This is a genomic window from Nocardioides sp. Z13_37 (genome assembly GCF_058355585.1).
Genome location: NZ_JBZGDV010000009.1, coordinates 21692 through 48116 on the forward strand (window position 1 = coordinate 21692; position 26425 = coordinate 48116).

General features: G+C 72.6%; 20 protein-coding genes. 14 read left to right on the plus strand and 6 right to left on the minus strand.

From position 1 onward, the window contains the following. Window positions 1-13 precede the first annotated feature (13 nt). The gene (locus tag AC4H2S_RS18600; RefSeq protein ID WP_491498469.1) at window positions 14-3130 is read right to left on the minus strand and encodes a calcium-binding protein; all 3117 of its coding nucleotides are present in this window, start codon (window positions 3128-3130) and stop codon (window positions 14-16) included. Between the two features lie 228 nt (window positions 3131-3358). On the opposite strand from AC4H2S_RS18600, the gene miaB reads away from it, so the two are divergent. Both miaB and AC4H2S_RS18610 read left to right on the plus strand, forming a co-directional pair. Next, window positions 3359-4861: a tRNA (N6-isopentenyl adenosine(37)-C2)-methylthiotransferase MiaB gene (gene miaB, locus AC4H2S_RS18605; protein WP_491498470.1), complete on the plus strand. Its 1503-nt coding sequence runs from the start codon at window positions 3359-3361 to the stop codon at window positions 4859-4861. A gap of 149 nt (window positions 4862-5010) precedes the next feature. Then, window positions 5011-5988 carry a type IV toxin-antitoxin system AbiEi family antitoxin domain-containing protein gene (locus AC4H2S_RS18610; RefSeq protein WP_491498471.1) on the plus strand — a complete coding sequence of 326 codons (978 nt, stop codon included), beginning with the start codon at window positions 5011-5013 and terminating at the stop codon, window positions 5986-5988. A gap of 91 nt (window positions 5989-6079) precedes the next feature. On the opposite strand, the gene AC4H2S_RS18615 is transcribed toward AC4H2S_RS18610, so the two are convergent. Together AC4H2S_RS18615 and AC4H2S_RS18620 are read right to left on the minus strand one after the other, a co-directional pair. Continuing rightward, on the minus strand, window positions 6080-6385 hold the full coding sequence (locus tag AC4H2S_RS18615) for a hypothetical protein (RefSeq protein ID WP_491498472.1): 306 nt from the start codon (window positions 6383-6385) through the stop codon (window positions 6080-6082). A gap of 70 nt (window positions 6386-6455) precedes the next feature. Beyond that, entirely contained in the window at window positions 6456-8312 is a 1857-nt protein-coding gene (locus AC4H2S_RS18620) for an ATP-binding protein (RefSeq protein WP_491498473.1), read from the minus strand. Window positions 8313-8400: 88 nt separating this feature from the next. Between AC4H2S_RS18620 and AC4H2S_RS18625 the strand changes: the two genes are divergently transcribed. Both AC4H2S_RS18625 and AC4H2S_RS18630 read left to right on the plus strand, forming a co-directional pair. Then, window positions 8401-9939: a hypothetical protein gene (locus AC4H2S_RS18625; protein WP_491498474.1), complete on the plus strand. Its 1539-nt coding sequence runs from the start codon at window positions 8401-8403 to the stop codon at window positions 9937-9939. Between the two features lie 7 nt (window positions 9940-9946). Further along, window positions 9947-10420, plus strand: a complete 474-nt coding sequence (locus AC4H2S_RS18630; protein ID WP_491498475.1) for a hypothetical protein — start codon at window positions 9947-9949, stop codon at window positions 10418-10420. Here AC4H2S_RS18630 and AC4H2S_RS18635 read toward each other — a convergent pair. Next, window positions 10417-10893: an NUDIX hydrolase gene (locus AC4H2S_RS18635; RefSeq protein WP_491498476.1), complete on the minus strand. Its 477-nt coding sequence runs from the start codon at window positions 10891-10893 to the stop codon at window positions 10417-10419. The two genes, AC4H2S_RS18630 and AC4H2S_RS18635, sit on opposite strands and share 4 nt — an antisense overlap. 34 nt (window positions 10894-10927) lie before the next feature. Between AC4H2S_RS18635 and miaA the strand changes: the two genes are divergently transcribed. The 7 genes from miaA (at window position 10928) to hflX (ending at window position 18550) form a co-directional block, all read left to right on the plus strand. After that, window positions 10928-11842: a tRNA (adenosine(37)-N6)-dimethylallyltransferase MiaA gene (gene miaA, locus AC4H2S_RS18640; protein ID WP_491498477.1), complete on the plus strand. Its 915-nt coding sequence runs from the start codon at window positions 10928-10930 to the stop codon at window positions 11840-11842. Between the two features lie 42 nt (window positions 11843-11884). After that, complete coding sequence (locus AC4H2S_RS18645) at window positions 11885-12403, plus strand: dihydrofolate reductase family protein (protein WP_491498478.1); 519 nt, start codon at window positions 11885-11887, stop codon at window positions 12401-12403. A gap of 79 nt (window positions 12404-12482) precedes the next feature. After that, on the plus strand, window positions 12483-14351 hold the full coding sequence (gene ggt, locus AC4H2S_RS18650) for a gamma-glutamyltransferase (RefSeq protein ID WP_491498479.1): 1869 nt from the start codon (window positions 12483-12485) through the stop codon (window positions 14349-14351). A 28-nt stretch (window positions 14352-14379) separates the two neighbouring features. Beyond that, complete coding sequence (dapF, locus tag AC4H2S_RS18655) at window positions 14380-15177, plus strand: diaminopimelate epimerase (protein WP_491498480.1); 798 nt, start codon at window positions 14380-14382, stop codon at window positions 15175-15177. An 88-nt stretch (window positions 15178-15265) separates the two neighbouring features. Then, the gene (locus tag AC4H2S_RS18660; protein WP_491498481.1) at window positions 15266-16042 is read left to right on the plus strand and encodes an SDR family oxidoreductase; all 777 of its coding nucleotides are present in this window, start codon (window positions 15266-15268) and stop codon (window positions 16040-16042) included. A 144-nt stretch (window positions 16043-16186) separates the two neighbouring features. Next, on the plus strand, window positions 16187-16873 hold the full coding sequence (locus AC4H2S_RS18665) for an NYN domain-containing protein (protein WP_491498482.1): 687 nt from the start codon (window positions 16187-16189) through the stop codon (window positions 16871-16873). Window positions 16874-17008: 135 nt separating this feature from the next. Next, window positions 17009-18550: a GTPase HflX gene (gene hflX / locus AC4H2S_RS18670; protein WP_491498483.1), complete on the plus strand. Its 1542-nt coding sequence runs from the start codon at window positions 17009-17011 to the stop codon at window positions 18548-18550. 33 nt (window positions 18551-18583) lie between these two features. Here hflX and AC4H2S_RS18675 read toward each other — a convergent pair whose 3' ends face one another. Beyond that, window positions 18584-20743: a M14 family zinc carboxypeptidase gene (locus AC4H2S_RS18675; protein WP_491498484.1), complete on the minus strand. Its 2160-nt coding sequence runs from the start codon at window positions 20741-20743 to the stop codon at window positions 18584-18586. Window positions 20744-20907: 164 nt separating this feature from the next. Here AC4H2S_RS18675 and secD point away from each other — a divergent pair, with 164 nt between their 5' ends. The 3 genes from secD (at window position 20908) to AC4H2S_RS18690 (ending at window position 25527) form a co-directional block, all read left to right on the plus strand. Beyond that, on the plus strand, window positions 20908-23193 hold the full coding sequence (gene secD / locus AC4H2S_RS18680) for a protein translocase subunit SecD (RefSeq protein WP_491498485.1): 2286 nt from the start codon (window positions 20908-20910) through the stop codon (window positions 23191-23193). Window positions 23194-23335: 142 nt separating this feature from the next. Next, window positions 23336-23467: a hypothetical protein gene (locus AC4H2S_RS18685; protein ID WP_491498486.1), complete on the plus strand. Its 132-nt coding sequence runs from the start codon at window positions 23336-23338 to the stop codon at window positions 23465-23467. Between the two features lie 56 nt (window positions 23468-23523). Continuing rightward, a complete protein-coding gene (locus tag AC4H2S_RS18690) occupies window positions 23524-25527 on the plus strand; it encodes an ATP-dependent DNA helicase (protein ID WP_491498487.1) in 2004 nt (667 codons plus the stop codon). Window positions 25528-25678: 151 nt separating this feature from the next. On the opposite strand, the gene AC4H2S_RS18695 is transcribed toward AC4H2S_RS18690, so the two are convergent. Continuing rightward, window positions 25679-26419: a sulfotransferase family 2 domain-containing protein gene (locus AC4H2S_RS18695; RefSeq protein ID WP_491498488.1), complete on the minus strand. Its 741-nt coding sequence runs from the start codon at window positions 26417-26419 to the stop codon at window positions 25679-25681. Window positions 26420-26425 lie beyond the last annotated feature (6 nt).

The following is a 26425-nucleotide window of genomic DNA, read 5'->3' on the forward strand; positions in this document are numbered from 1 at the left end:
GCCACTCGTCGCGTCACCCAGCCAGGCGCGGGTCCGGTCGCGCGGCGGGGCGGGCTGCGGTGAGGGCTGCGGTGAGGTGGTCGCGGCCGTCGCGCAGCCGGTCGTCGCCGGCCCCGCCTCGCAGGGTGTCGCGGCCGGGGCCGCCGCGCAGCCGGTCGTCGCCGCGCCCACCTCGCAGGGCGTCGTCGCCGCCGCCTCCGCGCAGCCGGTCGTCGCCGCGCCCGCCCCGGAGGGTGTCGTCGCCGCTGTCGCCGTGGATGCGGTCATTGCCACGGCCGACGAGGAGGGTGTCGTCGCCGGTGCCCCCGTGGATGGTGTCGTCGCCGGCGCCGCCGTGGATGCGGTCGTTGCCGCCGAGGCCGTGGATGCGGTCGTTGCCACCGAGGCCGCAGATGACGTCGTCGCCCGAGGTGCCGTGGAGGACATCGTCGCCGGGGGTGCCGGTGATGGTGCAGCGGCTCGCGGCCGGGGTGGTGCTCGGCGGCTCCGGCGTGGGCTCGGTCGTTGGCGCCGTCGTGGGGGTCGGGGGCGTCGTGGACGTGGCGACGGTGACGGCCAGCCCGGCCGCGGCGAGGTTGCCGTTCCCGGCGGCGTCAGTGGCGACGCCCGCGGGCAGGTCGATGGTGACCGTGCCCTCGGCGGTGGGGGTGACAGTGAGGTGGTAGGTGTCACCGGTGCCGGTCAAGGTGCCGGCGGTGCCGTTGTCGACGTCGAAGGCACCCGCCTGCAGCCCGGTGACGCTCTCGGAGAACGTCGCGGTCACGGTGAACTCCCCGGTCACGGGCCCGGCCGGGGCGGTGAGGGTCACCGTCGGTGGGACCTGGTCGACCTGGAGCGGGGCCGAGGTGCGAGCGGTCTCGGTGTTGCCGGCATGGTCGACGGCGGAGTAGCTGATCCGTTCGCCGTGGCTGAGCGTGGGCTTGTCGGCCGGGTCGTAGAGGGTGGTGGGGGTGCCGGGGTCGGTGCCGACGGCGTAGCGGATCTCCTTGACCCCCGATCCGGCGTCGGTGGCGGTCAGGGTGACCCGGACCGTGGCGGTGGTGACCGGGCCGGCCGGGACGTCGTCGGTGGTGACCGGCGGCGTGGTGTCGTGGAGGGGGCTGAAGACGGTGACGTCGTTCGAGCTCCGGTTCGCGACGACGATGTCGGGGGCACCGTCGGAGTCGAGGTCGCTGATCGCCGCTGCATGCGGGTAGGAACCCGCGTCCCGCCTGTGCGTGCTGTAGGTGCCGTCCGGGCCGCGGGTGAGGATGCTCACCGTGCCACTGGCGAGGTAGTGGCCGACGACGAGGTCGAGGTCGCCATCCCGGTCGAGGTCACCGATCGCCACCGCGACCGGTGTGGTGTTCACGGGGACGCTCTGGGCGGTGTAGTCACCGTCCGCGCGGGTCAGGATGGTGACGCTGCCGCTCTGGTCGGTGGCGACGAGGTCGAGGTCGCCGTCGTTGTCGACGTCACCGATCACCGTCGATCGCACGTACCTGCCCGCGGGGATGTCGCGGCGGGTGTAGGTGCCGTCGTCGCCGCGGGCCAGGACGGTGACGCCGTCGCTGTTGTAGTCGTAGCTGGATGTGGCGAGGTCCAGGTCCCCGTCGCCGTCGAGGTCGCCGATCGCCACCGAGGTCGGGCCGGTGCCGGTGGCGTGGGTGCTGGGGGTGTAGGTGCCGTCCGCGCTGCGGGTGAGGATGGTGAGGTTGTTCGAGGTGTAGTTGGCGGTGGCGAGGTCGAGGTCGCCGTCGCCGTCGAGGTCGCCGATCGCCACCGCGGCCGGGCCGGTGTTGGTGCCGGTGCTGTGGGTGCTGGAGGCATAGCTGCCGTCGGCGCTGCGGGTGAGGATGGTGACGGTGCTCGAGCCGTTGTCAGCGGTGGCGAGGTCGAGGTCGCCGTCGTTGTCGAGGTCGCCGATCGCCACCGACTCCGGAGTGCCGCCGACGCGGTGGGCGGTGGAGGCGTAGTCGTACGGACGCCGGTGCACCGACTCGTTCGTCACCACGGTGACGCTGTTCGAGAACTGGTTGGCGGTGGCGAGGTCGAGGTCCCCGTCGTTGTCGAGGTCGCCGATGACCACCGAGGTCGGGCCGGCGGGTGAGCTGTCGACCCGCTGCTGGGTGGACGTGTAGCCGCCGTCGGTGCCGCGGGTGAGGACGGAGACGGTGTGCGAGCCCCGGTTGGCGGTGACGAGGTCGAGGTCGCCGTCGTTGTCGAGGTCGCCGATCGCCACCGAGCGCGGAGCGCCGACACCGGCGCCGAGGGCGTGGGTGGTGGGGGCGTAGGTGCCGCCCGTGCCGCGGGTCAGGACGGTGAGGTCGTTCGAGTACTGGTTGGCGGTGGCGAGGTCGAGGTCGCCGTCGCCGTCGAGGTCGCCGATCGCCACCGAGACCGGGTAGGACGCGTCGGGGCCCAGAGCGTGGGCGGTGGGGGTGTACGTGCCCCCCGTGCCGCGGGCCAGGACGGTGACGGTGTTCGACCCCCGGTTGGCGGTGGCGAGGTCGAGGTCGCCGTCGCGGTCGAGGTCGCCGATCACCACCGAGCGCGGCCCGGCGGAGCTGACGCCGAGGTCGTGGCTGGTGGGGGTGTAGCTGCCGCCCGTGCCACGGGTGAGGACGGTGACGCTGTCCGAGCCCTCGTTGGCGGTGACGAGGTCGAGGTCGCCGTCGCGATCCAGGTCGCCGATGGCCACCGACGTCGGGAAACGGGCGCCGGGGCCGAGGGCGTGGGTCGTGGGCGCGTAGGTGCCGCCGGTGCCGCGGGTGAGGACGGTGACGTTGTGCGAGCCCTCGTTGGCGGTGACCAGGTCGAGGTCGCCATCGCGGTCGACGTCGCCGATCGCCACCGCGGCCGGGCTGACGACACCCGCGCCGAGGGCCTGCGTGGTGGCGGCGTACGTCCCGTCCGCGCCGCGGGTCAGGATGGTGATCGTGCCCGCGATCTGGTCGACGGTGACCAGGTCGAGGTCGCCGTCGCGGTCGAGGTCGCCGCTCGCGACGACCAACGGGGCGGTGCCGGTGGGACCGGCGATGCTCGTGCTGAACGGCGGAGCGGCCGCCGCCCCCACGCCGGGTAGGGCGGCCAGGAGGGTCGCCCCCATCCCGGTCACGACCAGCAACGACACACGACGAACAGCCGACATCAAGATCCTCACTCGCGAACGACCGCGCCCAGGGCCGGACGGGCCGCCCGAGGCTAGTGAAGTGCTCCCCGGCCGAGGTCGGTTTCCCGACAAACTTCACCTTTGGGATGACAGGCGCGCCGTGGGCGAGCGCCCCGGCGGCATGCTCGCCCGTGCCGTGGGTGGCGGGCTCGCGATCCTCGTCGCGATTGCCCGCGCCCCCGCGGCCCGCCGTACCCTTGAGCGGTCATGAGCACCGTCGCAGAGACCCCCGCACGCACCTACGAGGTCAAGACCCACGGGTGCCAGATGAACGTCCACGACTCCGAGCGGCTCAGCGGCCTGCTCGAGGACGCGGGCTACGTCCGCGCCCCGGCGGACGAGCAGGCCGACGTCGTCGTCTTCAACACCTGCGCCGTGCGTGAGAACGCCGACAACAAGCTCTACGGCAACCTCGGCCAGCTCGCCCCGGTCAAGGCGGGCAAGCCGGGCATGCAGATCGCCGTGGGCGGCTGCCTGGCGCAGAAGGACCGCGACACGATCACCACGCGGGCGCCGTGGGTCGACGTCGTCTTCGGCACCCACAACATCGGCTCGTTGCCGGTGCTGCTGGAGCGGGCCCGGGTCGCCGAGGAGGCGCAGGTCGAGATCCTCGAGTCGCTGTCGGTCTTCCCCTCGACGCTGCCGACCAAGCGCGAGTCGGCGTACGCCGCGTGGGTCTCGATCTCGGTCGGGTGCAACAACACCTGCACGTTCTGCATCGTCCCCGCCCTGCGCGGCAAGGAGAAGGACCGCCGGCCCGGCGAGATCCTCGCCGAGGTCGAGGCGCTGGTCGCCGAGGGCGTCACCGAGATCACCCTGCTGGGGCAGAACGTGAACGCCTACGGCGTGGAGTTCGGCGACCGCCAGGCCTTCTCCAAGCTGCTGCGCGCCTGTGGCTCGATCGAGGGCCTCGAGCGCGTGCGCTTCACCTCGCCGCACCCGGCCGAGTTCACCGACGACGTCATCGAGGCGATGGCCGAGACGCCCAACGTGATGCCGTCGCTGCACATGCCGCTGCAGTCGGGCTCGGACAAGGTGCTGCGCGACATGCGCCGCTCCTACCGCCAGTCGAAGTACCTCGGCATCATCGAGCGCGTCCGCGCCGCGATCCCCCACGCCGCCATCACCACCGACATCATCGTGGGCTTCCCCGGCGAGACCGAGGAGGACTTCCAGGCCACCCTCGACGTCGTCCGCGCCGCCCGCTTCTCCGCCGCGTTCACCTTCCAGTACTCCAAGCGCCCCGGCACCCCGGCCGCCGTGCTCGAGGACCAGGTGCCGCCGGAGGTCGTCAAGGACCGCTACCAGCGCCTGGTCGAGGTCGTCGAGGAGGTCGCCTGGGCGGAGAGCAAGACGCTCGTGGGCCGCACCGTCGAGCTGATGGTCTCCGAGGGCGAGGGTCGCAAGGACGTCGCGACCAAGCGCCTGTCCGGCCGCGCCCCCGACAACCGGCTCGTCCACTTCGCCGCCGACTTCTCGGCCGTGCCCGACGACTCCGTGCGCCCCGGCGACATGGTGGAGGTCGAGATCACCTACGCGGCCCCCCACCACCTCGTCGCCGACGGCGCGATCCGGTCGGTGCGCCGCACCCGGGCCGGCGACGCCTGGGAGCGGCGTACGTCCGCCCCGGCGGCTCCCACCTCCGTCGGGCTCGGGATGCCCGCGGTCGGCGTTCCCGCCCCCCTGCCTCCCGCTCCCGCCTGCGGCTGATCGGTTGCGGATTCCCCGGCTAGCCGGGGAATCCGCACGGATCGTGGAAGATCCGAGCCACCTGGTGACTCGGATCCTCCACGATCCCGTCATCCACAGATCCTCGTCACGGGGTCCCGCCGACGAGCGGGGTCGTCGACCGTGGTCGGGTGATCGATCTCGACTCCCTGCTCGCCTCCCAGGACGGCGTCGTCTCGCGCACGCAGGCGCTGAGCGTCGGCCTGCTGCCGCAGGACCTGCGCCGGATGGTGCGCCGCCGCGAGCTGGCGCCTCTGCACCCGGGCGTGTACGTCGCCCACACCGGCGACCCCGCGTGGGTCCAGCGGGCCTGGGGTGCGGTGCTCGCCTGCGCGAGCCCGCGCGGGGTCGCGGGCGTCGAGCTGGGCGCGGCTCTCGCGGGCGCCTCCGCGATGCGGGCGGCGGACGGCCCCGGGCGTCCGGGCGACGACGCCGGCCCGATCCACGTCGTGGTCCCGCGGAGCCGTCGGGTGGTCGCGCCGGAGGGGGTCCGCGTCACCCGCACGTTCCTGCTCCGCGACCGCGTCGGGTGGAACCTCGGCCCGCCCCGGCTGCGCTACGAGGAGGCGGCGCTCGACGTCGCGCTGGGCACGACCGAGGACCTCGCCGCCGTCGGAGCGGTCGCCCGGGCGGTGCAGGGCCGTCACACCACGGCCGTACGCATGCAGCAGGCCCTCGCCCATCGCGCCCGGGCGCCGCGTCGCGACTTCCTCGCCGCGGTGCTGCACGACGTGGCCGACGGGACGTGCTCGGTCCTGGAGCACGCCTTCCTCACCCGCGTCGAGAGTCCCCACGGGCTGCCGCGCGCCGAGCGGCAGCAGCGCGCCGGCACCGCGACCGGCGTCGTCTATCGCGACGCGTCCTACGGCGTACGCCTGCTCGAGCTCGACGGACGCCTGTGGCACGACACGGCCGAGCAGCGCGACCGCGACTTCGAGCGCGACCTGGACGCGGCCGTCGAGGGACGCGAGACCGTACGCCTCACGTGGGGCCAGGTCGTCGGCCGCCCGTGCTCGACCGCGGCCAAGGTCTCGGCGCTGCTGGAACGGGACGGCTGGCCGCCGGCCAGGTCCTGCGGGAGCGGGTGCGCGCTCGAGCGGGCGGCGTGAGGGGGGTCGCGGTTTCCCCGGTTGACCGGGGAAACCGCGAGGATCGGGGAGGATCCGAGCCACCAGGTGACTCGGATCCTCCACGATGTCGTCAGGCAGGGGGCTCGGGCGACCCGTCCTCGGCCTGCTGGCCGGCGGTGGGCTCCCCGGACGCGTCCTCGCGGGGCGTGTCGGACTCCTTGTCCTCCGCCTCGCCCTCGGGAGCCTGCGGCTTCTCGTCGGGCTCGGCGATCTCGTCGGGCAGCACGTCGTCCACCGCCGGGTTCTCGTCCGGGTCCAGGTCGCGCACGAGGCCCGCGTCTGCCGGGTCCTCCTGCAGGGCGTCGACCCCGCCGGGGGCCAGCTGCGGCTCCTCGGAGTACGGCTCGGGCATCGGGCTCAGATCCTCGTTGCTCATGCCCCGATCGTGCCGCGCCCGCACCAGGGTGGCTACCCCCGGGGGGCGGTCCCCGGCGCGCGGTCGGGACCTACCCCTGCACGCTCGCGGCGACGTCGTGGTACTCCCCGAACTTGTCCTTCGACACCATCCGCCCGACCTTCTGCAGCTCCCGGGCGGCGCCCTGGACGAGGTGCGCCATGCTGATCTCGGTGCCTTCGCCGGCGGCCATGAAGGCGGCGTCGACGACGATGTTGCGGATGCTGGCGCCGGAGATGTCGAAGCGCCGTACGAGCCACTCGACGTCGACGTCGGCGGAGACGGGCGCGCCCGTGGCGAGGTTGCGGCGCCACAGCTGCTCGCGCTCGGCCTCACCGGGCAGGGGGAAGTCGACGCGCACGTGGACGCGCCGCAGGAAGGCCTCGTCGATGTTCTTCTCGTAGTTGGTGGCGAGCACGACGATCCCGTCGTAGCGCTCGAGCCGTTGCAGGAGGTAGCTCGTCTCGACATTGGCGTGGCGGTCGTGGGCGTCGCTGACCTCGGTGCGCTTGCCGAACAGCGAGTCGGCCTCGTCGAAGAACAGCACGGTGTTGCCCATGTCGGCGGCGTCGAAGAGCTCGTCGAGGTTCTTCTCGGTCTCGCCGATGTACTTGCTCACGACCGACGACAGGTCGAGCCGGTAGAGGTCGAGCCCCAGCTCGCCCGCGACCACCTCTGCGGCGAGCGTCTTGCCGGTGCCCGACGGGCCGGAGAACAGCGCGACCAGGCCGCGCGACGGCGCCGCGTTGAAGCCCCACTCGTCATACACGATGTGGGCGTTGCGGTAGCGCAGGACGAGGTCCTGCAGCCGCCGCTTGCGGCCGGGGGAGAGGACGAGGTCGTCCCAGCCGGCCCGCGGGACGGTGTGGGTGGCGAGCGCCTCCAGGCGCGCGTCGGTGAGCCGTCGGTACGCCGCCGCGGCGTCGCCGCCGGTGAGCGCCATGGCGCGACGCATGCGGTCGAGCTGGTCGGGGGTGAGGTGGTGCAGCTGCTCGACGTCGTCACCCACCGCGTGGGCCCACTCCTCCGCAGTGGGCTCGTGCCGCGAAGCGGCGTACTCCCGCCACGGGCGGCGGGGCAGGTCGTCGAGCGCCAGCGGGTGCTCGATCGAGACGGCCCAGTCGACGTGCAGCGAGCGCTCGATCGTGCGGCGGCCGTAGGGGTCGAGCGGTCCGGTCGTCTCCAGGACGACGGCGGCGCCGCCGAGGGTGGCCTCGCGCACGAGCGCGTCCCAGCCCTCCGGGCTGGCCGGAGGTGGGGTGACCAGCGAGATGGCCGACCCGAGGGCGTGCACGGCACGCTGGCGGCGTCGTACGACGTCCTTGCCGACGACCAGGGCGGACGAGACGCCGTCCGTGTCCGCGTCGACGGCCGCCACGACCACCTGCAGGTCCACCGGCAGGTCGTGCTCGGCGCTGGAGTCGCCCCACAGGGCCCACAGCACCCTCGGCGGCACGGTGAGGATCGTCCGACCGAACGCACCTGCCGGCACCAGCTCGACCAGGCAGGAGCGTGAGAGCGCCGACCCCGGGCCGACGACGGAGGCGTCGACCCCGAGCAGTCCGCGCAGCATCCACAGCTCGACGCGGTGCCGGGCGGGATCCTTGGTCAGGGCGACCAGGCGGCGCTGGAGCCCCTCGTCCTGCTCGAGCGCCAGCAGGAGCGCCAGCACCTCGGTCTCCGCGGTGGGCAGGCCGGCGCGCCGGGCCACGATGCCGAGCGGGAGGTCGGCCAGGGTCGCCTCGCGCAGCGCGAGCCGTGCGGCCTCGAGTGCCGCGGCCGCGCGGTCGGCAGCGTCCGCGGGGGCATCGGCGCCGATGCCGCTCACGAGGGCGTCGACGGCAGCGAGGGCCAGCGACCGCAACGGGTCCACGGCGGCCGAGGGCTCGGTGAGGGCACGCGACGGCATGGGCGCAATCCAAGCAGAGCGGTCCGGCCCGGCGGCTGGATCGGGGGTTCTGCCACGACGCGCCTCACGGACCGCTAGCGTGCGCCCCATGCCGACGACCCGCTCGGGCAACCGCGACATCTCGCAGGTCACCACGATCACCAACATGCCGGCCAAGAGGCCGCCGCCGGTGCCGGGGGCCCCGCCCACGGTCACGACCGGCTACGACGGCGCCCAGCATGCCCGTGCCAACGACTACGGCGACCTCGTCACCACCGGCGGCGGCGGGATGGGCGAGATCGTGGGCGCCAACGACTACATGGAGAGCATGTCCGAGGCCCGCAACGCCCGGGCCCACGGCTCCCAGGTCGGCTCCGACACCCACCGCGACAACATGTCGTACGCCGGGGGCGCCTTCGCGACGTTCAACCTGGCTTTCGACATCAGCAAGACCGTCCAGATGTTCATGGACGCCGACACCACCGGCCAGGAGCGGGCGGGTGCGCTGATCGGCAACGTCGGCGGCGTCGGGGCGACGGCGGCCGCGTTCTCCAAGATCGCCGAGACCGCGCAGGGTGGGGACGCCGCGCCGGACGTGACCAAGGCGGCCAACGCGGTCCTGGGCGAGATCGCCGGGATCCTCGGGGTGATCAAGAGCGGCTACGAGCTGGTCAGGCAGATCGTCGAGCTGATCAACGACGCCGACGACCTCGAGGGCGACGAGACCGGCGGTCGGGTCGTCGATATCGTCCGGTCCGCGCTGGAGGCCGGCAAGGGCACGATCGAGACGATCAACGCCTTCATGGACCACCTCGGCACGGTCACCGGTCCGATGCTGCAGGCCGCTCCCGGCATCGGCATCGCGATGGGCGTCCTCGACGTGATCTCCCAGGGCATCAAGATCGCCTACGCGGCGGTCGCGTGGGGCGACATGCGCGACGACAAGCGCGCCACCAAGGAGAAGCTGATCGGCAAGCCGCCGAAGAAGACGTGGTACCAGTTCGGCAACCCGTCGGCCCAGCCCGAGGCAGACAAGATCATCAGGGACCGGGCTGCCCTCAAGGCCGAGCGCGCCGCCCTGCTGGCAGCGGGTCCGGGCGCGAGCGCCAGGTCCGCCGCGACGCACGGGACCAAGCTCGCGGACATCGACGCCAGGCTCACCGCGGGCAAGGACAAGAACCGCCAGGCCAAGGAGTACCTCCTGGCCAAGGACCTTCAGCGGGTGGCCGCCAAGCGGATCCGCCGGGCCGCGCTCAACATCGGAACGGCCCTACCGGGCATCGCGGGCGACATCGCCGTGCTGTCCGGTGTCGGCGCCGGCGTCGGTGGTGGCCTCAAGGCGGCCGGCTCCGGGGTCAAGCTGGGGGCGGTGGGCTTCCGGATGCTCAAGCAGGCCTACCACGACCGCGGGGACGGCACGAAGTCCACCAAGAGCACCCAGGCCAAGGAGCATCGCTACGACGAGATGATCCAGCGGATGACCAAGAACATGCTCCGGGTCAACGCGGGCACCGACCCGCTCGAGAAGCAGCAGGCCCTCAACCGGGTGCTGGCCTCCGGCATGACACCGGCCACGATGAACGAGCACCGCACCAACGGCCCCAAGCTCTACAAGGCATGGGTGGCCGCGCTCAAGAAGAGGGACTGAGGACCAGATGGACAACACGCAGCTCGGCGAGGCACTCACCTCGCTGGGGTACGACGTCACGCCGTACGACGACTTCCTCGAGATCGGCTTCACCGGCGACGACCCCGACGAGACCCGTGCGACGGCCATCTCGTTCCGCGGCCCGACAGCCGGCATGCAGATGCTGATGGTCAGCACGTCGTACCCCTACGGCGCGACCGCGGACAACCTCGACGACGTACGGCTCGCCGCCCACGAGTGCACCCAGTACCTCGTGCTCGGCCACTTCGAGGTCGACGACGACCGCTCGCTCCACCTGCGCTTCTCGACGTTGCTGCCCGACACCGACGAGGTGCCGGTCGACCAGGTCGGGCAGATCCTCGCCCTGCTCGACACCCAGCAGCAGCACTTCGGCGACTACCTCGAGATGCTGTGCAAGGGCGAGACGGAGCTCTCGCGCTTCGCGGAGCTCGTGGCGGCCGGCGAGCAGATCGACCTCTAGCTGCCCGTGCCGGGAGGGTCCTCCCATCCGAAGGTGAGGTATCCGACGCCGGAGAACAGGTGCGCCAGCGCGTGCGCCTCGTGCGGCACCATCGGCTCGGGCAGGTCGTCGAGGCGGCACCACCGCAGCTCCGCGCACTTGTCCGGCTCGACGATCCTCGGCTCGCCGGCCCACGAGCGCGACGTGAAGAACCAGTCCACCCGCTCCTCAACGGCGGGTCCGAACCGGCTGCGCTGCATGGTCAGGACGAAGTCGAGGTCGAGATCAGTGATGCCCAGCTCCTCGAGCGCCTCGCGCCGCGCGGCGTCGTACGCCGTCTCGCCGGGCTCGACGTGGCCCGCGGCGCCCGCCGCCCAGTGGTCGGGCATGTAGGGCACCGGACCGCGCCGCTGGAGCAGCACCTCGGTGCCGTCGGGGGTCTCGCGGAGCAGGTAGACGTAGGACGCCGGGACGAGGGCGAAGTGGTCGCTCACCCGCCCACCGTAGGGCCGCTGCGACAATCGGCTCATGCCCCGTCCCGTCGTCGCCGTCGTCGGAGCCACGGCGTCGGGCAAGACCGGGCTCAGCCTCGACCTCGCCGAGCGGCTCGGGGGAGAGGTGGTCAACACCGACGCGATGCAGGTCTACCGCGGGATGGACGTCGGCACCGCCAAGCTGCCCGCGTCGCAGCGGCGCGGCATCCCGCACCACCTGCTCGACCTCTACGAGGTCACCGAGCCGGCGACGGTCGCGCTGTTCCAGGGCTGGGCGCGCGAGGCGATCGCCGAGATCCGCGGTCGCGACGCCACCCCGGTGCTGGTGGGCGGGTCGGCGCTCTACACCCGCGCGATCCTCGACCGCTTCGAGTTCCCCGGCACCGACGACTCGCTGCGCCGCGAGCTCGAGGCCGAGCTCGAGCGCGTCGGCAGCCACGCGCTGCACCAGCGGCTGGCCGGGGTCGACCCGGAGGCGGCTGCGCAGATCCTGCCCGACAACGGGCGCCGCGTCGTGCGCGCGCTCGAGGTCGTCGCGCTCACCGGCCGCCCGTTCAGCGCCAGCCTCCCGCGGCTGGAGTACGTCGACCCGCTGACGGTGCAGGTGGGCGTCGACATCGATCGGCCGACGCTCGACGAGCGGATCGCTCACCGCGTCGAGGACATGTTCGCCGGAGGGTTCGTCGAGGAGGTCGAGGCGCTGCTCGAGCGCGGCCTCGCCGAGGCCCGCACCGCCTCACGGGCCATCGGCTACCGGGAGGTGATGGGCTACCTCGCCGGCGACCGCAGCCTCGACCGGGCGATCGAGCAGACGATCGTCGCGACCCGGCGCTTCGCCCGCCGCCAGGACGCCTGGTTCCGCAAGGACCCGCGCATCGTGTGGGTCGCGTACGACGATCCCGACCGCGTCGAGAAGGCGGTCGGGGCGGTCGAGGCGCTGCTGGGCTGAGCTCACCCGGTCGGTGTCGGTGGGTGGTGCCATGGTGGCTCGATGGCGACCATCTACTACACCGGCTGCACGCTCGACGGCTTCATCGCGGCCGACGACCACTCGCTCGACTGGCTCACCTCGCGCGACATCGACGAGGACGGGCCGATGGCCTACCCCGGCTTCCGCGAGCGCCTCGGCGCGTGCGTGATGGGGGCGTCGACCTGGCAGTGGATCCTCGACCACGACGACGACCCGTGGGGGCCCTTGCCGACGTGGGTGCTGACCCACCGCACCTTCCCGGAGGCGCCGCCGAGCGTCCGCTTCGACCGCGACGACGTGCGCCGCGTGCACGCCGAGATGACCGAGGCCGCCGCCGGCAAGGACCTCTGGGTGGTGGGCGGCGGCGACCTGGTCGGTCAGTTCCACGACGCCGGGCTGCTCGACGAGGTGTGGCTGCAGTACGCCCCGGTGACCCTCGGCAGCGGCGCGCCCGTCCTGCCCCGCCACGTCGAGCTGCGGCTCGAGGAGGTCGCCCGCAACCGCGACTTCCTGTGCGGGCGCTACACCGTCGTGCGCTGAGACCGGTGCCCGCAGGGGTGTTGGACAACCCGTGAGGGCGCGGGCAGGGTGGGGGCCAACGACTCTCGGGAGGAACCCCATGCCCCACCTCGCCCGCCGCGTCACCGCCACTGTCTCGGCCGCCAGCGGACTGGCGGTCGCCGCATCGCTCGTCGCATCGCCGGTGCCCGCCCAGCCGGTGACCCAGGCGCCCTCCGCCGCACCGGCGCCGACCTCCGAGCGACCCACGGTCAAGGACCCCACGGCCGTCGGCAAGGGCGGCGCGATCAGCACGGTCGACCCCGAGGCGAGTGCGGCCGGGCTCAAGGTGCTCAAGGCGGGCGGCAACGCCGTCGACGCCGCGGTGGCGGCCGCCGCGACTCTGGGCGTGACCGAGCCCTACAGCGCCGGCATCGGCGGTGGCGGCTACTTCGTGCTCTACAACGCCAGGTCGGGCAAGGTCCGCACGCTCGACGGCCGTGAGACGGCTCCGCGCAAGATGCCGCAGGACGCCTTCATCGACCCCGCCACGGGCAAGCCCTACACCTTCACCCCCGACCTCGTCACGAGCGGCGCGAGCGTCGGCACGCCCGGCACCCTGGCGACGTGGGACAAGGCCCTCGCCAACTGGGGCACCCTCTCCCTGGCCGAGGCGCTCGCGCCCGCCACCAAGGTCGCGCGGCGCGGCTTCGAGGTCGACGAGACCTTCCGCCAGCAGACGCTCGACAACGAGGTGCGCTTCGCGGCGTTCCCCGACACCAAGAAGCTCTTCCTGCCCAGGGGCGACGCGCCCAAGGTCGGCTCGGTGTTCCGCAACCCCGAGCTCGCCGACACCTACGACCTCATCGCCCAGCGCGGCCCCAAGGCGTTCTACCGCGGCCGCCTGGCCCGGCTGATGTCGGACGTGGTCCGCAAGCCGCGCACCGCCAAGGGCACCGCGCTCCCCGTGCCGGCCGGCTGGCTGACCGCCCGCGACCTGCGCGACTACACGGTCCGCTCGCAGCGCGCGAGCCGCACGACCTACCGCGGCCACGAGGTCTACGGCATGGCGCCGTCGTCCTCCGGCGGCACCACGGTCGGCGAGGCGCTCAACATCCTCGAGCGCTACGACCTCTCCGCGATGACCGCCGAGCAGGCGCTCCACCACTACCTCGAGGCCAGCGCGCTGGCCTTCGCCGACCGCGGCAAGTACGTCGGCGACCCCGCCTACGTCGACGTCCCGGTCAAGCGGCTGCTCGACGACCGGTTCGCCGCCGAGCGCGCCTGCGCCCTCGACCCGGCCAAGGCCGCCACCAAGCCGGTCGCCGCCGGCGACGTGACCTCGTACGACGGCGTGTGCTCGCCGACGTCGGCCAAGGGCACCACCGACGCCGACACGGAGAACATCTCCACCACCAACCTCACCGTCGCCGACCGGTGGGGCAACGTCGTGGAGTACACCCTCACCATCGAGCAGACCGGCGGCTCGGGCATGGTCGTGCCCGGACACGGCTTCCTGCTCAACAACGAGCTCACCGACTTCTCGACCGTCTACGACGCCGCCGACCCCAACCGCATCCAGCCCGGCAAGCGGCCGCGGAGCTCGATGTCGCCCACGATCGTGCTGAAGGACGGCAAGCCGTTCCTGGCGCTCGGCTCGCCCGGCGGCTCGACGATCATCACGACCGTCCTGCAGATGCTGGTCAACCGGATCGACCTCGGCATGACCATCGAGGAGGCCATCGCGGCGCCGCGCGCCACGCAGCGCAACACCGCCAGCGTGACGGCAGAGCCGGAGTTCATCGCGGCCTACGGCCCGGCGCTGACGGCCCTCGGCCACACCCTGGCGCCCGCCGGTGACGCGTTCACCAGTGCGGCCGAGATCGGGGCGGCGACGGCGATCGAGCTCGGACCCCGCAAGCGGATGACCGCGGTCGCCGAGCCCAGCCGTCGCGGCAAGGGGTCGGCCAAGGTGGTCGACCCGCGCTGAGGCTCGCCCCGCCTGCCACACTGGCGGCGTGAGCTACCCCTTCCTCAAGGGACACGGCACCGAGAACGACTTCGTGGTGCTGCCCGACCCCGACGGCACGGTCCACGGCGAGGCCGACGGCGAGATGGACGCCGAGCGGGTGCGCGCGCTCTGCGACCGCCGCGCAGGCATCGGCGGCGACGGGGTGCTGCGGGCGGTGCGCCGCGACGGCGGGTGGTTCATGGACTATCGCAACGCCGACGGGTCGGTCAGCGAGATGTGCGGCAACGGCGTGCGCGTCTTCGCCCGCTACCTCCACGACCTCGAGGGCGAGCCGTTCCCGATGCGGATCCTCACCCGCGCCGGGGTCAAGGTCGTCGACCGGTCCGGCGACGAGCTCACCGTCGACATGGGCGCCCCCGAGGTGCTGGGGGAGACGAGCGTGTCGGTGATGGGCCGGACGTGGCCCGCGCGCCACGTCTCGATGGGCAACCCCCACGCGGTGGCGTACGTCGACAACCTCGCCGAGCCGGGACCGCTCGTCGAGCCTCCCGAGCACGACGACGCCGTCTTCCCCGAGGGCGTCAACGTCGAGTTCGTGGTGCGCCGCGGGGAGCGCCACGTCACGATGCGCGTCCACGAGCGCGGATCGGGGGAGACCCGCTCGTGCGGCACCGGCGCCTGCGCGGTGGCGGTCGCCACGGCGCTGGCCGACGACGCCCCGCGCGGCACCACCTACCGCGTCGACGTGGCCGGCGGCACGCTGCACGTCGTGTGGACCGAGGACGACCGCGTGCTGATGACCGGCCCCGCGGTGCTCGTCGCCCGCGGCGAGACCGACCTCTGACGACCCGCCCCGCAGCTCCGGCAGGTGCCGATCCGGCCCCTCGGGGCGGTGGCCGCGGCGCAACGACCGGGCGCCTAGGATCCGACGCATGGACATCACCGGATCCTCCGCCATCGTCACCGGCGGCGCGAGCGGCATCGGTGCCGCCGTCGCCCGGGCCCTCGCCGCGCGGGGTGCCGTGGTCGTCGTCGCCGACCTCAACGCCGAGAAGGGCGAGGCGCTCGCCGCTGAGATCGGGGGCGTCTTCGCCGCGGTCGACGTGACCAGGACCGACCAGGTCGCCGCCGCCGTCGAGGCCGCCGCCGAGATCGCGCCGCTGCGCGCGTGCGTCAACTCCGCCGGCATCGGCTGGGCGCAGCGCACCATCGGCCGCGACGGGCTCCTCGAGCAGGCCCACGACCTCGACGCGTTCCGCCGGGTCGTGGAGATCAACCTGATCGGCACCTTCGACATGACCCGCCAGGCCGCGACGGTGATGAGCCGCAACGAGCCCGACGCCGACGGCCAGCGCGGGGCGATCGTCAACCTCGCCTCGGTCGCCGCCTTCGACGGCCAGATCGGCCAGGCCTCCTACTCCGCCTCGAAGGGCGGCGTGGTCGGCATGACGCTCCCGGTCGCGCGCGACCTCTCCGCGGCCGGCATCCGGCTCAACACCGTGGCGCCCGGCCTGATCGACACCCCGATCTACGACTCGTTCCCCGAGCCCGAGGAGTTCAAGGCCAACCTCGGACGCAACGTGCTGTTCCCCAAGCGCCTGGGCCGGGCCGAGGAGCTCGCCAGCATGGTCGTGGAGTGCCTGACCAACTCCTACATGAACGGCGAGACGATCCGCGTCGACGGCGGCATCCGGATGCCTCCCAAGTGATGCCTGCCCCCTGCGGGACGGGCTGACGCCCGGGCTCCACTGGTCCAGACCGACGGCCCGGATTCGCCCGATCGCCGCCGCCGCGGCCCGCGATGGAGGATCGTGCTGGGGGGAACATCCAGGACAGCCTGTGGGGGGCTCACGATGACCAACCTGATGGAGCCGCGCCCGGCGACAGCCGGCGCGGACAGCGACGACAGCGAGCTCGCCTCGCTCGTACGACGATGGGTGGGCGCGCGCCGTGGGGGCGCACCGCATCCCGTCCCACCGCCGGCCCGGGCACCGGGACCGGCGTCGCCGCGTCCCAGCGTCGCGACCCCGCCCGCGACGCGAGCCCTTCCGCGCCGGCCGGCCGGGCCCGACCCGGTGCAGGCGCGCCGGCTGGCCGTGCTGATCGACGCGCGTCGCATCCCCGAGGAGGTCGCTGCCGGGCTGCTCGAGCGCCTCGACGGCCGCGGGTCGATCACGGTGTGCCGCGCCTACGCCGACTGGAGCCGCTCCGACCTCGGCTCGTGGGTCGAGCACCTGCGCCGCCAGGGGCTGCACTCGTTCCACCAGTTCGCCGACGACGACGACCAGGCCCGGGTGGCCCTGGCCATCGACGCCGTCGACGTCGCCCGTGAGGCCGCCGTCGACGAGGTGGTCGTCGCCGGCGACATGACCTCGATGCTCCCCCTGCTCCACCGCCTGCACGCCGCGGGCGTCAGGGTCGTGGTGGTCGGACCGACGCACACGCCCCCCGACGTACGCGCCGCCTGCGACGAGTTCGTCGACGTGGGCACGCTCACCGGGCCGGCCGCCCCCGCCCCGGCGGGCCGGCACCGCGCCTGACGCAGCGCGTTCGTACGACGCAGCGCCGGGCAGGACGCGTACGACCCGCGCTGGCGGGTACCGGCGGACGTCGCCGTCAGCCCTGCGCGAAACCGTTCGCGCAGGCGAGGCGGCGCGACCTAGGCTGGGCGGCATATGACGAACGCACCTGACTTCAACCTGCGCGACGCGCTCGACGCCACCCGCGGCTGGGACGACGAGACGATCGAGCTCGACGACGAGCTGCTCGCGGACGACATCGAGGACGACATCGAGTCCGGCTACGCCGACGACGCCTCGACCGATGCCTGGGACGAGCCCGATCCCGAGGAGCTCACCGTCGGCGCGCAGGAGCTCGCCGAGCGGCACGCCCTGCGCCGCGTGGCGAGCCTGCGCACCGAGCTCCAGGACATCACCGAGGTCGAGTACCGCCAACTGCGCCTGGAGAAGGTCGTGCTCGTCGGCGTGTGGACCGAGGGCAGCGTGACCGACGCCGAGAACTCGATGGCCGAGCTCGCGGCGCTCGCCGAGACGGCCGGCTCCGAGGTGCTCGAGGCTGTCTTCCAGCGCCGCCAGAAGCCCGACCCGGCCACCTACATCGGCCGCGGCAAGGTCGAGGCGATCCGCGAGATCGTCCAGGCCACCGGCGCCGACACCGTGATCTGCGACGGCGAGCTCGCCCCGAGCCAGCTGCGCAACCTCGAGGACAAGATCAAGGTCAAGGTGGTCGACCGCACCGCCCTGATCCTCGACATCTTCGCCCAGCACGCCAAGAGCAAGGAGGGCCAGGCGCAGGTCGAGCTGGCCCAGCTGCAGTACATGAAGCAGCGCCTGCGCGGCTGGGGCGGCAACCTGTCCCGCCAGGCCGGAGGCCGGGCTGCCGGCGGTGACGGCATCGGCGGCCGCGGCCCGGGCGAGACCAAGATCGAGACCGACCGGCGCCGCATCAACACCAAGATCGCCAAGCTGCGCCGCGAGCTCAAGGAGATGCGCGGCACCCGCGAGGTCAAGCGCCAGTCCCGCCGCCGCAACCACGTGCCCAGCGTCGCGATCGCGGGCTACACCAACGCCGGCAAGTCCTCCCTGCTCAACCGGCTGACCGACGCCGGCGTGCTGGTGGAGGACGCGCTGTTCGCGACCCTCGACCCCACCACCCGTCGTACGACGACCTCCGACGGGCGCATCTACACGATGTCCGACACCGTCGGCTTCGTCCGCCACCTGCCCCACGGCCTGGTCGAGGCGTTCCGCTCGACGCTGGAGGAGGTCGCCGACGCCGACCTGCTGCTCCACGTGGTCGACGGCTCGCACCCCGACCCCGAGGGCCAGATCGCGGCGGTGCGCGAGGTGCTGGCCGAGATCGGGGCCACCAAGGTCCCCGAGATCATCGTGATCAACAAGGCAGACGCGGCCGACCCGCTGGTGATCAGCCGGCTGCGGGCGCGCGAGCCGCACAGCGTCGTGGTGAGCGCCAAGACCGGCGAGGGCATCGAGGACGCGCTGCGCGCCATCGAGTCCGAGCTGCCCCGCCCCCAGGTCGAGTTCGACGTGCTGCTGCCCTACGACCGCGGCGACCTGGTCAACCGGATCCACCAGGAGGCCGAGATCGGCTCGATGGAGCACACCGGCGACGGCACGCTCGTCGTGGGCCGGGCCAACGCCGACCTCGCCGGCGAGCTGGCCGCGTACGCCCGCTGAGCTCGTCGGCGGGCGCACGCGGCGTGGCGGACCTCAGTCCTTGAGCCGGCCGCGTCGGCAGACGTCGCCGACGCCGACGATCTCGCCCCGGTCGACGACGACCTCACGCGTGCCCAGCACGCGGTCGCGACGATCGGTGCAGGAGACTACCCACGCCTCCTTGACCCCGGTGTCGATCGGCGGGTCGGGGCTCTCGAACGTCACCTGGCCGGTCCAGTCGTGGGCGGCGTCGCCGCCCGCGTAGTTGTCGGCCACCAGGGTGTAGGTGCCCGGCTGCGGGTCGGGGACCCGGATCACCTCGGGGTTGCTGAGCGTCGCGCCCGAGCCCACCGGCGTACCGTCGGGGCCGATGAGGGTGAAGTCCCAGTCGTAGGCCTCGGCGTCGTCGGAGGGCCATCCCACCGTCACCACCGCATAGCCGTTGTCGGCCGCGGGCAGGCCCTGCACCTCGAACGTCGTCGTCTCGCTGCTGCCCACCGCCGGGACGCCGGCGGGGTTGACGAGCGTGACCGGCGCCTGGGGCGGCGCCTCGGGGTAGCGGCCGTAGCGGCCGGCGACGAGCGGGCGCGTCGACGGGTTGACGTCGAGGACGAACCGGCCGCCGCGGTCGGTGGCGTACTCGGTCACGAGCGTGTCCTCGTAGAGGATGGGCTCACCGACCGTGCCGTCGGTCTGGATCACCGGCGACGTCGGTGAGACGACGTGCTTGGACACCGTGATCGTGCGCCCGGCCGGCGCGGTGCCGCGGATGCGGGAGTGCAGCCCGTCGTCGGCCGCCGCCTCAGCGGCGAGCCAGTAGGCCTCCTGGTTGCCGCCGAGCCCGGCGCTGTCCGCGGGGGCCTGGCCCAGGTACTCCCCGACGACGGCCTCCTCGTAGGCGGGGTGGAAGCCCTCGTCGCCGATCTCGATCGTGTAGCCGAGTCCGCCGGTGATCCAGTAGCTCCAGTCCTCGGTGGAGCCGGAGGTGTCGTAGAGCTGGTACGACGCCTGGCTGGTGTACGCGTTCTGCGCCGCCATCGCGTCGCCGAGCGCCTTGAGCTCCGGCTCGTCGGGTGCGAGGCCGGTGGCCGCGATGGCCGGCGGGCGGAGCACCAGGTTGCTGTAGGTGTGGTTGGAGATCATCACCGTCACGGAGCGCTTGGAGATCAGCTTGCGCACGGCGTCCGACTCCGGCTCGCTGCCGGGGCCGTCGCCGCGGTAGGTGTCGCTGGACCAGATCGGGCTCGCGCCGCCCCCGCCCCAGAAGCCGGGGTAGTTGCGGTTGAGGTCGGTGCCCCGGAGCCGGCCGGCGGGGTTGTCCTCGCACGTCCCGGTCCGGTACTGGGCCGGGGTGGCCGCCGAGATCGAGCAGTTCTTGCGCTTCATCTCGTAGTCGAAGGTGCTGAAGTCGCCGAGCGGCGCCGCGCCTCGCGAGATCTTGAACCCGTCGACGTTGACGACCGGCACCACGATCACGCGCGAGTCCTCGAGCACCCGGCGGGCGCGGTTGCGGACGGCGCGGTCGCGGGCGTAGTAGGACTCCAGCAGGTCGAAGGCGAACTCCATCGTGTGCTCGGCGCTGGGCCACTCGCGGGCGTGGTGCGCGCCCATGAGCAGGAAGACCGGCTTGCCGTCGCGCACGTCGGGCGCGTCGACGCTGATCTCGAGGCCGCGGATGCGCTCGCCGAGCACCGTCGGGTTCTCGAGGGTGAGCGGCTTGGTCAGCGTGGGGTAGAGCCGGGCGAGCCGGGTCATGTCGCGCTGGTAGTCGTCGTAGGTGCGGTAGGACGTCCGGCCGCTGGGCAGGGCGGAGGTCTCGACGCGGGCGTCGTAGGCCCGGTCGGCCTGGCGGTTGGCGCGCGTGAGTGCCTCGAGGTCGTCGACGGTGACCGTCCAGGTGAAGCCCGCGTCGCGCAGGGCCTCGGCGTCCTTGTCGTCGTGCAGGACGACCTCGATGCCGCGCTCGGTGGCGTGCTCGGTGACGTCGAGACCGAGCGCGATCACCTCGTTGCGGTCCTCGACCTCCGGTGCCCGGACCATCACGATCTTGGTGGTGTCGTCGGACGCGGTGCGGGCGACCTCGCGACGCCCGTCGTCGCGGTCGGGTGCTCCCGCCCCGCTCGCGACCCCGGCCCCTGCGGCCAACCCTGCTGCCACCAGTGCGCCGACGGCCGCCAGCCGTACGCCACTGGTCGTTCTCCTGCGTGTGGACATGTGCCCTCCCGAGAGCGCGGCCGTGGATCGGCCGCAGTCTCACCACACAACACCCGGGCGGCGACCCCTGTCGAGGGGGTCCGGAACCTTCGCTCGGGGCCGCGCGTTGAGCCCTCGGTGCCCTGATTGGGGCGTTCGAAGACTCGTGGTGGAGGATGTCGCGCATGTCACGTGGTGTCTGGGTCCGCTTCATCCTCGTGCTCGGCCTGCTGGCCGGGTGCGCGGCGCTCGCCCTCAACGTCAAGCCCAACCTCGGTCTCGACCTCCGGGGCGGCGCGCAGTTCGTCTTCGAGGCGGAGGGCACCGAGCAGACTCCGGCCAACGCCGAGAACGTCGACAAGACGCTGCAGGTCCTCCGCGGGCGCGTCGACGCCCTCGGGGTCGCCGAGTCCACCCTGGTCCGCCAGGGCGACAACCGCATCCTCGTCGAGCTGCCGGGCGTCACCAGCGACGAGGAGGCGCAGGAGGCCGAGGAGCGCATCGGCACCACGGCCAAGCTGACGATCCACGAGGTCATCGCGACCGCCCAGCCCGACGCCGAGCCGAGCAAGAAGAAGAACCTCGTCCTGCCCTCCGACCAGGGCGACAGCCTCGAGGTCGGGCCCACCGTCATCCAGGGCGAGGAGATCAGCGGCGCGAGCGCCGTGCAGCGCGACCAGAGCGTCGAGTGGGTCGTCGCGATCGACTTCAACGGTCCGGGCGGTCGCACCTGGGCCGACATCACGGGCAAGGCCGCCTGCAATCCGACGGGCGACCCCAAGCGCCGCATCGCGATCGTCCTCGACGGCGAGATCATCTCCTCGCCCGAGGTCAACGAGGGCGTCGGCTGCGACGTCGGCATCCGCGGCGGTTCCACCGACATCACGGGCAACTTCACCTCCACCGAGGCCAAGGACCTCGCCGCGCTGATCGAGGGCGGCGCGCTGCCGCTCGAGCTGAAGGCGATCTCCGACCGCCTCGTCGGCCCGTCCCTGGGCGCGGCCGCGATCGACGCCTCGGTCGAGGCCGGCATCATCGGCATCGCGCTGACCGGCCTGTTCATCATCTTCGTCTACCGGCTCGTCGGCTTCGCCGCGACGCTCGCGCTGGCGTCGTACGCCCTGCTCGCCTACGCCATGCTCGTCGGCCTCGGCTCCACGCTGACCCTGCCCGGCCTCGCTGGATTCGTGCTCGCCATCGGCATGGCGATCGACGCCAACGTGCTCGTCTTCGAGAGAGCCCGGGAGGAGTACCAGGCCTACCCATCCGCCGGGTTGAGGCGGGCGCTCCAGGTCGGCTTCAACAAGGCGTGGAGCGCGATCATCGACTCCAACATCACCACCCTCCTCGCCGCGGGCCTGCTGTTCTTCCTCGGCTCGGGCCCGATCAAGGGCTTCGGTGTCACGCTCTCCATCGGTGTCATCGCCTCGATGATCTCGGCGCTGATCATCGCCCGGGTGCTGTGTGACGTCGCCGTCTCCAACAAGGCCGTCGGGCGTCACCCGGCCGTCAGCGGGCTCGGCTCGGTCGGCAAGGTCCGCGAGTGGCTGGACCGCAAGGAGCCCCAGCTGATGAGCCGTCGTCGCACGTGGCTCGGCATCTCCGCCGCCGCGCTGATCGTGGCGATCGCCGGCATCGCGACCCAGGGACTGCAGCTCGGCGTCGAGTTCACCGGCGGCCGCCAGCTCGACTACTCGGTCAGCAAGGACATCTCGGTCGACCAGGCGCGTGAGGCCGTCGCCGCCGCGGGCTTCCCCGAGGCCGTCGTCCAGTCCGCCGACACGGCCGACTTCACCGTCCGCACCGGGGAGATCTCCAACGACGAGGAGCAGCGCATCGAGGACGAGCTCGCTGCCGTCGGCGGCGAGGTCGACAAGGTCGACGACCAGCAGATCGGCGCCTCGCTGGGTGAGCAGCTGCGCAACAACGCGCTCATCGCCTTCGGCGTCGCCTTCCTCGCCCAGCTGCTCTACCTCGCCATCCGCTTCAAGTGGACCTTCGGCGTCGCCGCGGTGCTCGCGATGGCGCACGACGTGATCCTCGTGGTCGGGCTCTTCGCGTGGCTGCAGAAGCCCATCGACGGCATCTTCCTCGCGGCGGCGATGACCATCGTCGGCCTGTCGGTCAACGACACCGTGGTCGTCTTCGACCGCATCCGCGAACGGTGGTGGGGGTCCAAGCCCGACGACAAGTTCATCGACATCTCCAACAAGGCCGCCGTCGAGACCATCCCGCGCACGGTCAACACCGGCCTCGGTTCGATGTTCATCCTGGCCGCTCTCGTCTTCCTCGGCGGCGACTCGCTGCAGGACTTCGCGATCGCGCTGCTCGTCGGCCTGGTGGTCGGCACGTTCTCCTCCGTCGTGGTCGCCACACCGCTGCTGACCTACTTCAACGAGAAGTGGCCGATGAGCCGGGTGAAGAAGGAGAAGGTCGAGCGGGCCCGGGAGGACTCCGGCGCGGTCGTCTGACCCCCTCGCTGCTGCGGCGCTCGCCGTGGCGTCGGTGGTTTCCCCGGTCAACCGGGGAAACCCGGACTTCTCGGGGCATGCATGCCCCCGGAAGTCCGCAACTCGCGGGAGAGGTCTTGCCGCACGGCGTACGCTCAGCCCCATGTTGTGGATCCTGCTGATCGTCGTCCTGGGCGTGATCGCCTATCGCTACCGGGTCAAGATCCTGGCCAAGGTGCTGGGCCAGCCCGAGCGCCGCATCGAGCGCCAGATCGGTCGCAAGAAGAACTACTGAGCGCCGCTGTGGACGGCGTACGACGGAGCGTCGGCGCCGCCACGTAGGGTGCTCTGGTGCCTGAGACCGCCACCGCCTCTCCCTCCGTCGGCACTCCCGTCGCCGAGGTGCTGAGCACGGCGGTCGCCGCCCTCGGCGGGCAGCAGCGCGACGGCCAGGTGCAGATGGCCACCGAGGTCGCCGAGGCGATGGAGGAGGGTCGCCACCTCCTCGTGCAGGCCGGCACCGGCACCGGCAAGTCGCTGGGCTACCTCGTGCCGGCGATGCTCCACGACAAGCGTGTCGTGGTCGCCACCGCCACCCTCGCCCTGCAGCACCAGCTCGTCGAGCGCGACCTGCCCCGGCTGGTCGAGGCGGTCAAGCACGTGCCCGGCCTCGACACGTCCTACGCCGTGCTCAAGGGGCGGTCCAACTACGCCTGCCTCCACCGGGTCCGCGCCGGCGTCCCCGACGACCAGGGCACGCTGGTCGACGTGCCGCTGGGCGCCATGGCCGAGAAGGTCCTCGAGCTGCGCGCGTGGGCCGAGCAGGAGTCGGAGCAGAAGGGCAGCGGCGAGCGCGACAACGCCCCGCGCCACACCGACCGGGAGTGGCGCCAGGTCTCGGTCAACCACCGCGAGTGCCTCGGCGCGAGCAAGTGCCCGTTCGGGGCGGAGTGCTTCGCCGAGCTGGCCCGCGAGAAGGCGCACCGCAGCCACCTGATCGTCACCAATCACTCCCTCCTCGCGATCGACGCGATCGAGGACGTGCCGATGATCCCCGACTACGACACCGTCGTCATCGACGAGGCCCACGAGCTCACCGCACGGGTCACCCAGGCGGCCACCGACGAGCTCGGGGTGCCCGACATCGAGCGTGCCGCCCGTCGCGCCAGCCGGTGGACCGACGGCGACGGCGACCCGGCCGGTGACCTCGAGGACGCCGCGCAGCAGCTGGCCGAGGCGTTCGAGGCGACGCCGCCCGGCCGCATCGACCAGGTGTCGACCCAGCTCTCCGACGCGCTCGTGCTCGTCCGCGACGCCGCCCGCGCGTGCCTGTCGGCGTTCCCGCGCGAGTCCGGTGGCGAGGGGGAGGGCGACGCCGGCCGCACCCAGGCCAAGGGCATGGTGCAGGAGATCTTCGTCAACGCCGAGCGGATGGCCGCCGGCTCGCAGGCCGACGTGCTGTGGCTCGGCGAGGCGCGAGACCGGTTCCCGGCGCGGCTCCACGTCGCCCCCCTCCAGGTGTGGGGCCCGATGCGCGACAAGCTGCTGAGCGACAAGACGGTCGTCTTCACCAGCGCCACGCTGATGCTGGGCGGCGAGTTCGGCGCCGTCGCCACCTCCCTCGGCCTCAAGCCCACCGAGCGCATCGACTCGCAGGTCCCCCCGGCCGACCCCGACACGGCGCTGCCGTGGAAGGGCATCGACGTCGGCTCGCCCTTCGACTACGGCCAGCAGTCGATCCTCTACGTCGCCCGCCACCTGCCGCAGCCCGGACGCGACGGGCTCGGCCCGGCGCAGCTCGACGAGATCTGCGAGCTCGTCGACGCCCTCGACGGCCGCACGCTCGGCCTCTTCTCGTCCCGTCGCGCGGCGGAGACCGCCGCGGAGGCCGTACGCGCGCGGCTGCCCCACCTCACGACGCTCGCCCAGGGAGACGCCCAGCTGCCCGAGCTCGCCAAGCAGTTCGTCGAGGACCCCCACACGATCCTGTTCGGCACGCTGTCGTTGTGGCAGGGCCTCGACGTCCCGGGCGACACCTGCCAGCTGGTGATCATCGACCGCATCCCCTTCCCGCGGCCCGACGACCCGCTCATGTCGGCGCGCCAGCGTGCCGCCGACCAGGCCGGCGGCAACGGCTTCATGCAGGTCGCTGCCACCCATGCCGCGCTGCTCCTCGCCCAGGGCGCCGGGCGGCTGATCCGCACCACCACCGACCGCGGGGTCGTCGCCGTGCTCGACCCGCGCCTGGAGACCGCCCGCTACGGCCGCTTCCTCAAGGCCTCCCTGCCGCCGATGTGGTCGACCACCGATCCCGCCCTCGTCCGGCAGGCGCTGAAGCGGCTGGGTCAGGCGTAGGCCCCTGGTCGCGCTTGCTGTGCGTGGCCGTCAGTGCTGTCGGTCGGCCCACCGGGGGGCATCATGTCGGCAGTTCGGCCAGGGACAGGCCACGGTCACGCGCGGCACCAGGGTGCCGACACGCGAACTGCCTTCCGGGTGCCCAGGAGGCTCAGCCCTGTGGCTCGTAGCCGAACACCTGGTAGTCGCGGGCGTACATCCGCGCCACCAGCTCGCCCAGCTCGGCCGACGCCCGCCGGTCGCGACCGCCGGGCGCCGTCTGGTTCCTCGGCGCGGTCGGCACCGCCGGGGCGCCGATGCGCTCGCACACCTCGGCGAAGTCGCGGTCGAACGTCTCCAGCCGCCCGACGAAGTCGACGCGGTTGAGGTCGATCATCCGGCTCTGCAGGGTGAGGTGCTGGTCGGTGCCCGGCACGGCCGCCAGGTCGTGGCCCGCGGTCCAGCGGGCGAACTCCTCGACCGTCTGCATCCGCTCGTGGGTGGCCGGGTCGAAGCCGTAGTAGTTGTGGTCGACGACCTTGTCCTGCCACGCCGAGACGAAGCGGTCGAGCGGGTCGCGCACGAAGGCGAAGGCGAAGTAGTCGGCAAAGCTGGCCAGCGGGTAGCGCACCCGCATCGCGTGGTCGACGTCCATGCTCACGCCGTGCGTCTCGCAGTGGTGGCGGATCGTGCGGGTGGCGACTTTGGCCACGCGGTACCAGACGAACCGGTGGCTGTGGCTGATCGTGAGGTTGTACGCCAGCGGGCTGAGCCACGCGGACGCCTCACCCGAGGCGGCGAGGCGGTCCACCTCGGCCTGCGCGTCCGGGGTCAGCCGGCGCCGGTTGCCCGGGCGGGTGCGGAAGACCAGCGGGTCGGGTGCTACAGGTGTCTGGGGGCCGGTGGGTGACATCGGCGC